This window comes from Marasmitruncus massiliensis, assembly GCF_900186535.1.
Lineage (GTDB): Bacteria > Bacillota > Clostridia > Oscillospirales > Ruminococcaceae > Anaerotruncus > Anaerotruncus massiliensis_A.
The window spans coordinates 701,841-715,351 of the sequence record NZ_FYDE01000004.1 but is presented as its reverse complement, the minus strand read 5'-3'; the positions used below and the strand labels follow the sequence as shown (position 1 = coordinate 715,351).

Here is a 13,511-nt window from a genome sequence, read left to right as displayed (position 1 = left end):
AAACTTTTTCCATCCGTGGAAAGATCAAGGGAAACGAATTTATTGTTTAAAATTTGAATGTTATAATGTAGCCAAACCAAAAAGAATTTATCGGTTATACCGCTTTCTATTGTTTTATAAACAGAGAAACTTGATGTTAGGGCGTTTTCTGCTGACAGCTGCAAACCCGCTGTACGAAAACCTGCCTTTTTCGTTGATGGATAAAAAGCAGAAATGAGGTAATTTTTTGAATAAACGAACGTTTTCTGCTCCGTCTCCGCCAGTAGCTGCGGCCATTGCCGCCGCCTGTATCATGATTTTTGTATTATTCGTCCATCCCATCATCGGGATGGCCGACAACGGAGATTTTTTCCGTGTGACACAGGGAAATGGAATCTATAAATTAGACAAATATCAGGAAGACCAGTACTTTGATTATTCTTCCAGCAAATTTGGAATTTACCAGTACTTCAATGAGAACACAGACAGCCTGTTGTCCTCCCAGACACCGTTTATAAAAGGCGCTTTATTGCTTGACCGGTTATTCACCGGCAACGATGAAATTTTTGATATCCGGTTTCTTGCCTTGCCGCTCTGCATCTGGGCACTGATTGCAATTTATTTGCTGGTTGACTACGCCAGTTGGGGAATTGAGCGTCGTTACGGTTACGTAATTGCCGCCTTGGCGGTGCTGCTTTTTGCGGATACCGGTTATCTGGCTTATTTCAATTCCTTTTATGCCGAGGGGATTGTCTTTGTCAGCTTTTTAACGGCTATGGCCTGCATGTTGCTGCTGGGACAGCACAGGTACCGTTCATGGGTGCTGATTTCAGCCTATATGATGAATAGTCTCGTACTGGTCTGCGCCAAGCAGCAGAACGCGCCGCTGGGAATTCTGCTGGGACTGCTGTGTCTGCCTGTCATGCTCCGCAGAAAAAATCCGGATGAGCGGCCATCCAAAAAACAAAGGACAATCAGGCGGATTTCTGTTATTGCGTGCTCTTCCTTACTTTGTGCTTCCGGGGCGGCCGTATACCTGCTTATCCCGCAGAATTTTGTAGAGATTAATCAATATCACGCCATGACGCGCGGCGTGCTTCCGTCCTCGAAGAATCCCGAGGAGGCGCTTGCGCAGTTTCACATTGATCCCCAGTACGCTTTGCTTGACGGTTCCATTTATTTTGAGCGTTACCCCGCGGCCGATGTGGAGGGCGAAGATCTGAAAACACGGTTTTACCCGAATTACGGCTTTGTTTCGGTAGCCGCCTATTACATGGAGCATCCGGACAGCCTGCTGCAAATGCTTGACCATGCGGCACAAAATGCCTATTCCATCCGCCCAGCCGCTATGGGGAATTACGAAAGATCGGCCGGCAAAGCACCGGGCGCGCAGACCTCTTTCTTTACCCTGCACAGCATGATGAAAGAGCGGCTGGTTCCACGCACGGTTGGTTTTATGATTCTTTGGCTGGGAGCGGTTTTGGCAATCAGCTTCCGGGACAGAAAACGCACCTGGGTCATTGCGTGCGCAGTATTGATGGGTCTTTCGCAAATCGGCGTTTCGATTGTAGGCGCGGGAGACGCAGATCTGTCCAAACATATCTTTTTATATAACGCGGCTTTTGACTTTACAAATTTTATTTTAATTTCCACTGTATGGATTCAATGGCGGGCAAGCCGGCATTCTTCCCGAAAGCAAGCCGCTGAACAACTGCTCAAAAAAGAGGCTGTATTATGCAAATAGCGCTTTCCCGCCTGCTGGGGGTATTTTTTGCAGGCTGCATTTTATGCACCGGATGCCGGGCGGAGGAAAAATCCTCCGCTTTGAAGGAACCGTTTTTATCTGTGCCTGCCGCGGCGGGAGTGGAAGAATCGGCGTGCCTGCGCTTTGTACAGACGGAGCTGACGGACAGCCGGGGCGGCATTTTCACAAACTATCTTCCCGGCTCTCCGGGAAGCGCACTTGCGTCGGGACATGAGGTACTGAGCGAATCGCAGGGATTGATGCTGCGATATTACGCGATGACCGCAGACACACAGCAATTCACACGCACGCTTACATTTATTCGGGAAGCAATGGATTCCGGAAACATCATTTCCTACCGTGTCCGGGAAGACGGAAACCGCTATCCGGTCAACGCGTCCATAGACGATCTGCGTATCCTGCGTGGCCTGATGGAGGGTGCGCAAGCGTTTTCGGAGGCTTCGTATCAAGCGTTGTCCGAACAATATGCCGGCAGGCTTTATCAGACGAATGTTGCGGACGGTTTCCTGCTGGATTTTTATGACGAGTCTTACGAAAAAGCCGGGCAGACCAGCACCCTCTGCTTTTCCGATCTGAAAACCATGCGGCTGCTTGGTCAAACGGATCGCCGCTGGCTGAAAGTCGAATCCAACATGCGAAAAATTCTGTTGAACGGTTACCTCGGGGACTTCTTTCCCTTTTTTCATACCCGCTATCAAATAGATTCCGCGACCTATTCTTCTGGAACCATCCGCATGGCGGAAGCGCTGCTGACCGCCCTGCATTTATCAGAGGCAGGCGCCTGCCCGCCCTCTACCTCGGCATGGCTGCGCCAAAGGCTGAAAGAAGGCCCTGTTTACGGGGAATATTCGCAGGAGGGGCATCCCGTGTCCAAAGTGGAATCCACTGCCGTGTATGCGCTGTGCGTTTTATTAGGGGCTTCTGAAAAGGATTCGGAGCTTCTGCGGCTGGCAGTTGACCGCATGAAAGCTTTTCAGATTACCGATACACAAAGCCAGCTTTATGGGGCATTTGCAAATGCTGAAACCCGGGAAGCCTATTCATTTGATAATTTAATGGCGCTTGCCGCTCTGCGTGCGCAGGCTGTCACCACAAATACCAGCAAAGGATGATTTTATTGAAGCTGTTTTTTCGGGCAATCGCGTTTGCTGCGGCCGTAATCCTGCTTGTTCCAGCCAATGTGTTTGCTGCTTCCCCACAGGAAAATAATCAAAAAACAGCACAGGTTCTCTTAGTCTGTGATGAAAACAATGGGCGCGCGGTACTAGAAGAACTGATCCGTTCCACCGGAAAAAGTGTAGATGCGATTTCAGAAAGTAATTACCGGCAGGGGTTTCTGAAAAATTATGAGTATCTGGTTACAACAATCAACCGGCCCTATCGAGACGCGCTGGCCGATGGAATCCCGACAATCTGTATTGGGGAACAGGCTGGCCCGGTGGATGGAATTCATACGATTTCGATGGAAAATCAACAAATCCGTCTTACCTACCAACAACATGCACAAACTTTTTTTATGCGGAAACCGGCTGATTTGATTGATACCTATATCGGAGAAGTATACGGAAACCTGGAACTGTTTTCCGGAGAAACCATTCCATATGCCGTACTGTCTGGCAATATCGCTTACCTTCCGTGGTTTCAGGAGGATGGTTTGGGCGCCGTAGTGCTCGGCGAAGTGATGAGCCGCCTGTTTAGAGATGACCACCAGCAAACAGGCCAAATGTACGTTCTGATTGACGAAGTGTATCCCTTTTCAGATCTTGACATGCTTTATCTGACTGCTGATCAGTTTTATCAAAACGGCATTCCTTTTATTGTCAGAGTGATGCCTGTTTATGACAATCTTGATTATCCCGCTTTCCACCGTTATACGCAGGCGCTGCGGTATGTACAGTCAAAAGGTGGTTCTGTCGTGCTGCATGAGCCGATTGTTCGAGAGTATGAAACAGAACGGGAACCCCTTGAGGAAAAGATAGCGAGAGCAAAAAATGCATTTTCGGAGGAGGGGGTATTGATTTTGGATATGGAGTTTCCTCCTTTCGAAATTCCCTTTGAAGAACTTAAAAATATAGTTCCAGCACAAAAAAACTTTGGTGCGCTGCCGATCAATACCATGATTGGTTTTCATTTGTTTGAATCTCAGGAAGCACTTTCGCAGGCAATCGAATCTATAAAAACCTGCTGGCTCACTTTGTCAGACTACCGGTCAGTACTGGGGGAAAGCACACCTGTTTACGACGAATCGCCCGAAGACGCACAGTTTGTTTACCGGCCTGTGGAACAGGCAAATATGGCCGGTTTTTTTACACAAACTAATCGCATACTCATCGCAATCGTCGGAATCAGTATTCTCGTGTTCGTCATCTTGCTCCATATCGGGCGCAGAATAAACCGGCAGAAATTTTATCGGGACTGAGGGAGGCAATTTGAATCTTGTAGACTGGCTTATGCTGGCTTCTTTAGTCTGTATCTGGTCTCTGCTGCTGCTTAATGTTGTTCTGATTGCAGGAGGATACCGGTATTACGTGGAAAGTATCGGGTATGTTCCTGTGCAGCCGAAGGATTTTCCTATGGTTTCTATTATGGTTCCCGCCCACAATGAAGGGATTGTAATTTCCCAGACTCTGCTTTCTCTTTTGGCATTTGATTATCCGCAAAACCGATACGAAATTATTGTAATCAATGATAATTCGTCCGACAACAGCGCACAGCTATTAGAAGATATCCGTGAAAAAAACCCCGGCAGAACCATTAAAATTATCAACACGGACAGCTTAACAGGCGGAAAAGGAAAATCCAATGCCCTTAACATCGGTTTTCAGCAGTGCTGCGGCAGTTACATTGTTATTTATGATGCGGATAACACCCCGGAACGCGATGCTTTGAGACTGCTTGTGTCAGAAATCTGCTCCAATCCTTCTCTTGGTGCCGTGATCGGAAAATTTCGTACGAGAAATAAAGATGCCAGCTGGTTAACCCGCTTTATTAATATTGAAACGCTGGCTTTTCAGTGGATGGCACAGGCAGGGCGGTGGAAACTCATGAAACTATGCACCATCCCGGGTACGAATTTTATTATTCGGCGCGAAATTTTGGAACAGATGGGTGGCTGGGATATTCACGCAATTGCAGAAGATACTGAAATTAGCTTTCGAATTTATCTGATGGGATATTTTATCAAATTTTTACCCCAGGCGGTCACATGGGAACAGGAGCCCCAAACGTTTAAAGTCTGGTTTCGGCAGCGGACGCGCTGGGTAAAAGGAAATATCTATGTTCTTGTGAAAAATCTTCCGTTACTTTTTAATCCGAGAGCGGGCCATATCCGTTTTGATATCTGTTATTTTTTATCCACTTATTTTCTGCTGCTCACCTCACTCATCATTTCCGACAGTGTATTGCTGATGAATGTAAGCGGGCTGATCCACACCACCCTTGCCAGCTTCAGCAACCTCCTCTGGATTTTGGCAATCATCTTATTCATTCTGGGGACATTTGTCACCGTTACCACGGAAAAAGGGGAACTGACGCTTTCCAATGCCGCAATGATCGGCGCGATGTACTTTACCTACTCAAAAATGTGGATGGTGGTTGCCGCTTATGGACTTTTCCAGTATTTAAAGGACAAACTCTTTCACCATGAGACCAAATGGTACAAAACAGAACGATTTCAATAAAGAACAGAGGAATTGCAGTCTTGAAGTATCAACGAATCCGGCTGATCGTCTTGACATTTGTGATAGCGCTGTCCGCCGCCTTTGGCGGATCTTTGGCTGCGTACGCAGAAGACATCTCTCCGGACAGAGCCGTACAGGATCAGTCTCCGGCAGATTTTCCGGCTGCGTCCGTATCTCCCGCACCGGAGGAACCGGCTCCCTATCTGCATCAGGAGGCATTTGACAGCGCGTACAGCCTGACCGGCTTATTTTCACAATGTACAGAGCATTTTTCCGCAGGAAACTGGGAGATTCTAAGTGCTTCGCTTACTTTGCGCTTCAGCGCTTCCCAATTGGCGGACAATACAATTTCCGATCTTACGCTGTCTTTAAACGGACAGAACTTTTATTCTGCCCGTATTTTTCCCGATACAGGCACGAAACAGGAGCTTACGGTAACCCTTCCGGCAGAGGCAATCCGGCAAGGTTCCAACGATCTGGTCATAGAAGCTTCTGTCCGTACAAGAGATTCGTCGCCCTGCGTGGACGATGTTTCCAAAGCAAACTGGATGGAACTATCGAAGGAATCGTCTTTCGCGATTTCCTACTTTCCGCGGGCATCCTCCGACACACTTGCCGCTTACTACGCGCAGTTTACTGCGATTGACGCGCTGGAAAACCGGCAAAGCGCAGTTGTAATCGGTTCAGATCCTGATGATGTGGAACTGAGTGCCGCGGCTGCTGTATTAGCCGGGATTTCCGGCCAGTCACAGATGTTTTACGAAAATATCGCATTTCGGACCATTCCGGATGAGCAAACGCTTTTTTCAGAAAAATACGGCATTTTCATCAGCAGGTACGATTCTCTTTTTCCTGTTGTCAAAGACCGTCTGACGCTCGAACAAAGACAGGCCGCCGAACAAAGCGCCATCATAACCCTTGTTCAAAACGATGCCGGGGCGGTTGTGCTTCTGATTACCGGAAACAGCGGCGACGCCCTTCTGAACGCTGCCCGCCTGCTTGGAAACGCTTCTTATATGGCACAGCTGCAGACTGCCTTTCGCCCCGTAAGCGCAGAGGAGGATGTGCGCAGTCCAAAATCGGAACCGCAGCAGTATCTGAGGTTAACGGATGAATCCGGCAGCTATGTAAAGGGCCCTTTTCGTCAGAGCGCTTCTTTTTTTATTCAATATCCCGCAAACCGAAGGCTTTCGTATTCCAGCCAAATCAGCCTGGCAATCCGTTACGCGGAAAACCTTGATTTTGATCGTTCTCTGGTCACCGTTTACATGAATGAGAATCCGGTAGGAAGCAAAAAGCTGACGCGGGAAAAGGCGCAGGGGGATACCCTCCTGCTGGACATTCCCTCAGATTTGAAAATCAGCGGCAACTTTACCGTAAGAGTTTCGTTCGATCTCGAAATGAAGGACCTCTGGTGTGCTGTTAATCAATCGGAAACGCCCTGGGCTTGGATTTCCAATGAAAGTATGCTCAAACTGTCCTCCACGGAGATTGATACATTGTTCTTTGAAAATTATCCCAGTCCGTTTATGAAAGACGGCAGCTTCAATCATGTGGTGGTAGTCATGCCGGACAAACCGGTTTCCGCCGATTATGAAGCCTTTCGAAAAATCATGCTGACCTTTGGGCAGTCCCTCAAGGACAACACCGGATCGCTGTGCGTGGCCCATATGTCCGAGCCCGGGGATTTGAAGCAGGCAAATATTATCAGCATCGGCCGTTTCAGCGAAAACAAATTTGCTCAGCAGGTAAACGATGCCCTGTTCTTCCGCTTCAGCGCGGATGGGAAAACGCTGCTTTCCAATGAAAAAATGCTGATTGACCCCAATTACGGCACTTCTTTAGGGACGGTACAACTGCTCGATTCCCCTTACAGTGAGGACAAACGTGCGCTGATGCCTGTAACAGGCGCCAGCGATGAAGCGATGCTGCGCGCGGCAGACTATATCGGCTCTTCAGAAAACCTCTGGAAGATTTATGGAGATGGCTTTGTTGCTGACGCAAAGCAGGTGTTTGCCTACCGTTTCAAACCGGAAGACAACACCGACAGGCCTCCTGTTTTAGATCAGCTGGCTGCACGCGGCGACGTGAAGCGGCTGCTGCTGGCAACGGCGCTCGTCCTGTTCCTTTTGGCTGTTGCGGCGGCGTCCTTACTTGTCAAGTACAGAAAGAAGGGGAACTATGAGGGGTGATAAAAACGCTCTGATCGCTGATCTTTCTTTCGTATGCATATTGCTTCTGCTTTTCATCTGTACGTTATTTGTCGCGGCATCTCCCGATTATCTACTGAAAAACGCCATCATTTTAGCTGTTGTTTTTGCAGTGGCAATCGCCACGTACTTTTCTTCCCTCACCGCAGGTCTTATTTTAAACATGGTCTTGATCTTCGGCTATGTGACCTATCTAATCCTGTTTTCCGCACTCAAAGGGGTCTCGTTTACGCCCGATGTTTATTTCTGGATGGTATGGTCCCCTTGTGTGACTGCTGCCACACATCTGTTTACCAGACGTACGCTGTTACAGGAGAAGGAGAATGAGCGGCTTCGGTCACAGCTTGTAAGGCTTTCAGGCGTCGATTCACTCACCGAACTGAAAAATATGCGCAGCTATGAGAGAGAATGCCATGTGTATATGAAGATATCCCGCCGGTACAAGATGGAGCTTGTGCTGCTTTTGTGGCAGTTCCGCTTCCAGCGTGAACTGGCTCAGATGATAGGGCCGGGAGGACTGGAGCGTCTGGTCAAACAGGTTTCAGAGGTGATCACTTCCTGCCTGAGAGAAGAAGACGCGGTTTACCTCCTTGACAGCAGCCCTTACCTTTGGGGAACCCTTTTATTTACCGACTCCGATTCCATACATGTTATAATTGACCGTGTGGAAAAACAGCTGGAAAAAATTGATTTAAGGGATGCCTCCGGCAAACGTAAAATTGCCCTGGATATGCGTATAGGGACCATACGTTATTCTGAACAGATTGATTCCCCGTTTCAACTTTTGGAGCAGGCTAAAAAACGTATTGAATATGATGTCTAAAGGCGTTGATCCTAAAACGGAGCGTTTCTTCACACTGATGAAGAAACGCTCCGTTTTTGCTTTTACCCTTATGATCTGATAAAATTGGTCCTGTGATCGCTTTCATTTTGAGGTATTTTTACACCCTGCTCCCTGCCAGCGGAAATACATCGAAGCAGCCAGGCCATATTTCTCCCGAGATTCCTCATGGACTGCAGTCCTTCTTCATCCTGCTTCACTTCCTCCGGAGTGTTGCCATGCACCATATTCCAGTAACTGGAAGAGACAACAGGCATCTCGGCAATCGTAAAATACTTATTGAGGACATCAAGAGAAGCAGTTGTTCCGGCACGTCTTGCCGAAGCAACCGCCGCCGCGGGCTTGTGGGAGAATACGCCTTTCGACGCATAGAACACCCTGTCAAGCACCGAAAGAATACGTCCGCTGGGATGGGCATAGTAAACGGGCGTGCCAAAGATAAATCCGTCCGCTTTTTCGGCTTTTATAATAAGCTCGTTGATGAAATCGTCATTGAAAATGCAGGCATTATCCAATTCAGCACATTTTCCGCATGCGATACAATCCCTGATCGGCTTGCTTCCCAGTTGGAAGATTTCAACTTCGATTTTTTGCTCATTCAGTACGGCCGCAATTTCAGAGAGCGCAGTATATGTGCAGCCTTTTTCGTGACAGCTTCCGTTGATCATCAATACTTTCATTTCAGATACCTCCGTTTCTTCTTCTATACTACCTCACTCATGAGCGATTATCAACTCTATAAAGCAAAAGGGCGTATTATCACGCGTCTTTTTTTCTTAAAAAGCCTCTTGACGAAAGTAAAAATTTTCATTATAATATAACAGTGTCATATAACATTGTTATATGGAGGTATTTTATTGGACAGCCAAATTCCGAATACACAGGAGAACATCCTCTTTGCAGGGAAAAAGGAGTTTTTGGCAAAAGGGTTCCGCTCCGCTTCCCTTCGAAACATTGTCAAGGAAGCCGGTGTGACCACCGGTGCCTTTTACGGATACTACAAAAGTAAAAAAGAGTTATTTGACGCCCTTGTACAGGGACCCGCAAAAGTATTTTTAGATCAATTCAATGAAGCGCAAAACGTTTTTGCAAATCTCCCGCCGGATGAGCAGCTGGCGCAAATGTGCAAAATATCCGGCGACTGTATGGATTGGATGGTCGGGTATATTTATGAACATTTTGAACCCTTTAAATTGATCTTATGCTGTTCGGAAGGAACTGAATACGAACATTTCGTTCACACGATGGTAGAGATTGAAGTCAATGCTACAAACCAATTCATTTCCATTCTGCAAAGATTAGGACACGAAGTAAATCATTTAGACGCTCAGCTGGAGCATATCCTTGCGAGCGGCCTGTTTTCCGCATTTTTTGAGACGGTTATTCATGATATGCCAAAAGAAAAAGCCATCGCTTATGTAAAAGAACTGAGAACATTTTATTCTGCCGGATGGCAAAAAATCATGGGGCTTTAAGTCCTATTATTTTTGACATATAGTTAGTTGTAACTAACTATAAATGATAAAAAGGAGTGATCTCATGGATTGGAAAGAAAAAAAGAAAAGCAGCCTTTCTCAGCTCATGACCTATGCGGGCGGCCATAAAAAACTGACCATATTAGGTTGTACCCTTTCAGGCGTATCGGCCGTTCTGGCTATGGCCCCGTATATCTGCATCTGGTTTGTGGCAAGAGGTGTGTTCAGTTCGCTCACAAACCTAAGTTCCGCACGAGGGCTGATTCAATATGGATGGATTGCGCTATGGCTTGCTGCCGCCAGTTTATTGATCTATTTCGCAGCCCTGATGTGTACACATCTTGCCGCCTTCCGCACGGCTAAAAATATGCGGCAGTCCGCCGCGGAACACCTGGTAGACGTCCCGCTTGGATATTTTACCGCTAACCAGTCGGGACGGCTGAGAAAAATCATTGATGATAATGCAGGCATGACAGAAACCCTCCTGGCACACCAGCTGCCGGATTTAGTAGGCGCGGTTGTCACCCCGGTTGCGGCAATCGTTCTTTTGTTTGTCTTTGATTGGAGGATGGGGCTCATTTGCCTTGTCCCGATAGTCATTGCCGTAGTTCTTTTAATCCGCATGATGGGCGGTAAAAACGCCAGATTCTTCAGCCGCTATCAGAAAGCAATTGAAAATTTAAGTGCGGAAGCCACAGAATACGTCCGAGGTATCCCTGTAGTCAAGGTGTTCCAGCAGACAGTTTACTCGTTTAAAACGTTCTATTCCTCGATTATGAGTTACCGTGATCTCGCTTCAGATTATGCAATGTCCTGCCGAAACCCGATGACCGGATTTACGACTGTGCTGAACGGGACATTTCTTCTTCTGATTCCTGCCGGGATGCTTTTGTGCGGCGTCGCTTCAAGTGGATGGGCTGTGCTGATCGATCTCCTGTTTTATATTCTGTTTACTCCTATGTGTGCCTTGATGATGATGCGCATTATGTATGCCAGCGAAGCGAAAATGCAGGCCGATGAAGCTGTTCGTAAACTCGAAGAGATTATGAGTATTTCCCCCATGGAGGAACCGTCAGAGCCGAAAGTCCCCTTAAATGCGGGGATCGAGTTTCAGGAAGTGACTTACACTTATCCGGAAGCTGCTGTTCCCGCGCTGTCAAAGATCAGTTTCCGAATCCCGGAAAAAACAACGGTGGCGCTGGTCGGCCCCTCCGGAAGCGGCAAATCCACAGCGGCAAGCCTGATCCCGAGGTTTTGGGATGTGCAGGAGGGCAGCGTTCTTGTCGGCGGCATGGATGTGCGCCGGCTTTCTTCAAAAGCGCTTATGAATCAGGTCGCATTCGTATTTCAGGACACGCGCCTGTTCAAGACAAGTCTTTTTGAAAACATCCGGGCCGCCCGCCCTGACGCAACCCGTGAACAGGTGCTTGCCGCGGCTTACTCGGCCCAGTGCAAGGACCTACTCGAAAAGCTGCCGGACGGCCTTGATACGGTCATCGGAACCAAAGGAATTTATCTGTCCGGAGGCGAGTGCCAGAGAATTGCACTGGCCAGAGCGATTCTGAAAGATGCTCCCATTATCGTTTTAGATGAAGCCACCGCATTTGCGGATCCGGAAAATGAAGCCCTCATTCAAAAAGCATTCGAAACTTTGACGAAAGGCAAAACAGTATTGATGATTGCGCACCGCTTATCTACGATTCAAAATGCGGATCTGATTCTGGTATTTAAAAACGGAAAGATTGCGGAAAGAGGGAAACACCACGAATTGCTTCTGTTAACGTTCATAGGGACATTTTGTGAACTAAATCTATATGTATGAGGCGGACGGCGAAAGTTGTTCGCCTCATGCGTTCCTATGCAATGTTTTCCTGTTCCATATTTTCTTCAATCGGCACCACACTGTCCATTACACCCACGTCTCGGTAGAGGATACGGATGCTCTGCTCGGCGGTGCGGGAGTATTTTTCACCGCGTTCCCCGACCTCAATACGACTGATGAACAGCCTCAGAATTTCCGGTGTCAGCTCACTGATTTCCGTATACCGCTTGGCCTTCTCAATGAACGCCTCCACGTTGGCGGCGGAATCCTTGAGCTTCTCCAGCCGCGCTTCTTTCTCAGGAATGGAGGCCGAGAGTTCCTTCTGCTCTACGTTATAATCGCCGGAGAGGATGCGGAACTGTTCGTTGGTAACACGCCCCAGCACGTTGTCCTCATAAAGCCGTTTGAAAAGCGCCGTCAGTTCAGTGTTCCTGTGCCGCATGGTATCCAGTTCCTTCTGCACGGTATTGATCTCCCGGCGAAGCTCCGCGCTGTTCTTCCGGTTGATGTACTCGGCAAACAACCTTTCCTTCTGTCTCGCGAAGTGCGTCACCCTACGCAGGTCGTCAAGGATGATCTGCGTCAAATCCTGTTCTCGGATATAGTGTGCCGTGCAGACTTCCTTGCCCTTCTTTTTGTAGGTATAGCACATGAAGTTGTTCTGTGTCGCCTTCATCGTGTGTGCCCGGTGGAGCACCAGCGTCTTTCCGCAGTCGGCGCAGTACACCAGTCCCGAGAACATATTCGGCTCGTCCATTTGCTTCGGCGTCCGTTTCTTGTGCTGGCGGACGTCCTGCACGATGTCCCATAACTCCTGTGTGATCAGCGGCTCATGGGTATTTTCCACCAGAATCTGCTCCGATTCCGGGTGGCGGATGAGCTTCTTGTTCTTGTAGGACAGCGTCGTGGATCGAAGTCCCGCCATGTGCCCGAGGTAGGTCTTGTTGTCGAGGATGCCGGTAACCGTGCTGCCGCTCCAATGATACGGTCTGGTCGTATCCAGCCCTCTATGTGAGGCGCCGGTCTTCCGGTAGTAATAATTACACGGATTCATCACTTGCTCTTTTGTCAGTATCCTCGCGATCTGGTTCGGGCCTTTTCCCTCGGCGCAGAGGCCGAAGATGCGCTTTACAACGCCCGCCGCTTCCTCGTCGGGTACGACGCCCTTTCGTATGTTTTCATCCCTCTTGTAACCATAAGGCGGCCTGCCGCCGAGGAGCTCGCCGCGTTCGGCCTGCGCCCGTTTCACTATGCGTACCTTCTTGCTGGAGTCTTTGGCGTAAAGTTCGTTGAAATAATTGCGCATCGGGGTGAAATCATTGGTTTCCGAATAGAGTGAATCGACGCCGTCGTTGACCGCAATGAAGCGGACACCCCGCTGGGGAAAGTAGATTTCCGTGTAATAGCCCACCTGCAGATATTCACGTCCCAGCCTCGAAAGGTCTTTCACTATAAGCGTTTCCACCTCGCTGTTCTCGATTAGCTTCATTACTTCGTTCCATGCAGGGCGGTTGAAGTTGGTGCCCGAATAACCGTCGTCGTACAGGAATTTCTCGTTGGTGAAGCCGTTTTCTCTCGCATATTTTTCAAGGAGCATACGCTGGTTCTGGATGCTGTTGGAGTCACCCTTGAGCTCGTCCTCCTGGCTTAGCCTGCCATAAAGTATGTTGTATTTTTGGTTTGCCATCTTGTATTTAACCTCCTTCTTTTGAGGCAAACCGGTACGGTAACCACATCAT

Annotated in this window: 10 protein-coding genes; 8 read left to right on the top strand and 2 right to left on the bottom strand. The window is 48.3% G+C overall.

Annotated features, from left to right (window positions below; all coding sequences use genetic code 11):
* The first annotated feature begins 226 nt into the window (after positions 1–226).
* Genes wsfD through C1A10_RS07330 form a run of 6 tightly spaced genes read left to right on the top strand, consistent with a single transcriptional unit; the run spans position 227 to position 8,457 of the window.
* The gene (wsfD, locus tag C1A10_RS07355) at positions 227–1,723 is read left to right on the top strand and encodes a glycan biosynthesis hexose transferase WsfD (protein WP_101909630.1); all 1,497 of its coding nucleotides are present in this window, start codon (positions 227–229) and stop codon (positions 1,721–1,723) included.
* The gene (locus tag C1A10_RS07350; protein WP_101909629.1) at positions 1,714–2,856 is read left to right on the top strand and encodes a hypothetical protein; all 1,143 of its coding nucleotides are present in this window, start codon (positions 1,714–1,716) and stop codon (positions 2,854–2,856) included. The genes wsfD and C1A10_RS07350 overlap by 10 nt, the downstream gene beginning before the upstream one ends.
* Before the next feature lie 5 nt (positions 2,857–2,861).
* Positions 2,862–4,163 carry a DUF2334 domain-containing protein gene (locus C1A10_RS07345; RefSeq protein ID WP_180951039.1) on the top strand — a complete coding sequence of 434 codons (1,302 nt, stop codon included), beginning with the start codon at positions 2,862–2,864 and terminating at the stop codon, positions 4,161–4,163.
* A 10-nt stretch (positions 4,164–4,173) separates the two neighbouring features.
* Positions 4,174–5,424: a glycosyltransferase family 2 protein gene (locus C1A10_RS07340; protein WP_101909627.1), complete on the top strand. Its 1,251-nt coding sequence runs from the start codon at positions 4,174–4,176 to the stop codon at positions 5,422–5,424.
* Positions 5,425–5,444: 20 nt separating this feature from the next.
* Positions 5,445–7,616 carry a cellulose biosynthesis cyclic di-GMP-binding regulatory protein BcsB gene (locus tag C1A10_RS07335; RefSeq protein ID WP_180951038.1) on the top strand — a complete coding sequence of 724 codons (2,172 nt, stop codon included), beginning with the start codon at positions 5,445–5,447 and terminating at the stop codon, positions 7,614–7,616.
* Positions 7,606–8,457 (top strand): diguanylate cyclase domain-containing protein, encoded by an 852-nt coding sequence (locus tag C1A10_RS07330; protein WP_101909625.1) that lies wholly within the window; start codon positions 7,606–7,608, stop codon positions 8,455–8,457. The genes C1A10_RS07335 and C1A10_RS07330 overlap by 11 nt, the downstream gene beginning before the upstream one ends.
* Before the next feature lie 68 nt (positions 8,458–8,525).
* On the opposite strand, the gene C1A10_RS07325 is transcribed toward C1A10_RS07330, so the two are convergent.
* A complete protein-coding gene (locus C1A10_RS07325) occupies positions 8,526–9,155 on the bottom strand; it encodes a flavodoxin family protein (protein ID WP_101909624.1) in 630 nt (209 codons plus the stop codon).
* Between the two features lie 177 nt (positions 9,156–9,332).
* Between C1A10_RS07325 and C1A10_RS07320 the strand changes: the two genes are divergently transcribed.
* Together C1A10_RS07320 and C1A10_RS07315 are read left to right on the top strand one after the other, a co-directional pair.
* Positions 9,333–9,950, top strand: a complete 618-nt coding sequence (locus C1A10_RS07320) for a TetR/AcrR family transcriptional regulator (RefSeq protein ID WP_101909623.1) — start codon at positions 9,333–9,335, stop codon at positions 9,948–9,950.
* A gap of 64 nt (positions 9,951–10,014) precedes the next feature.
* A complete protein-coding gene (locus C1A10_RS07315) occupies positions 10,015–11,772 on the top strand; it encodes an ABC transporter ATP-binding protein (RefSeq protein ID WP_101909622.1) in 1,758 nt (585 codons plus the stop codon).
* Positions 11,773–11,806: 34 nt separating this feature from the next.
* Here C1A10_RS07315 and C1A10_RS07310 read toward each other — a convergent pair whose 3' ends face one another.
* Positions 11,807–13,459 carry a recombinase family protein gene (locus tag C1A10_RS07310; protein ID WP_101909621.1) on the bottom strand — a complete coding sequence of 551 codons (1,653 nt, stop codon included), beginning with the start codon at positions 13,457–13,459 and terminating at the stop codon, positions 11,807–11,809.
* Positions 13,460–13,511 lie beyond the last annotated feature (52 nt).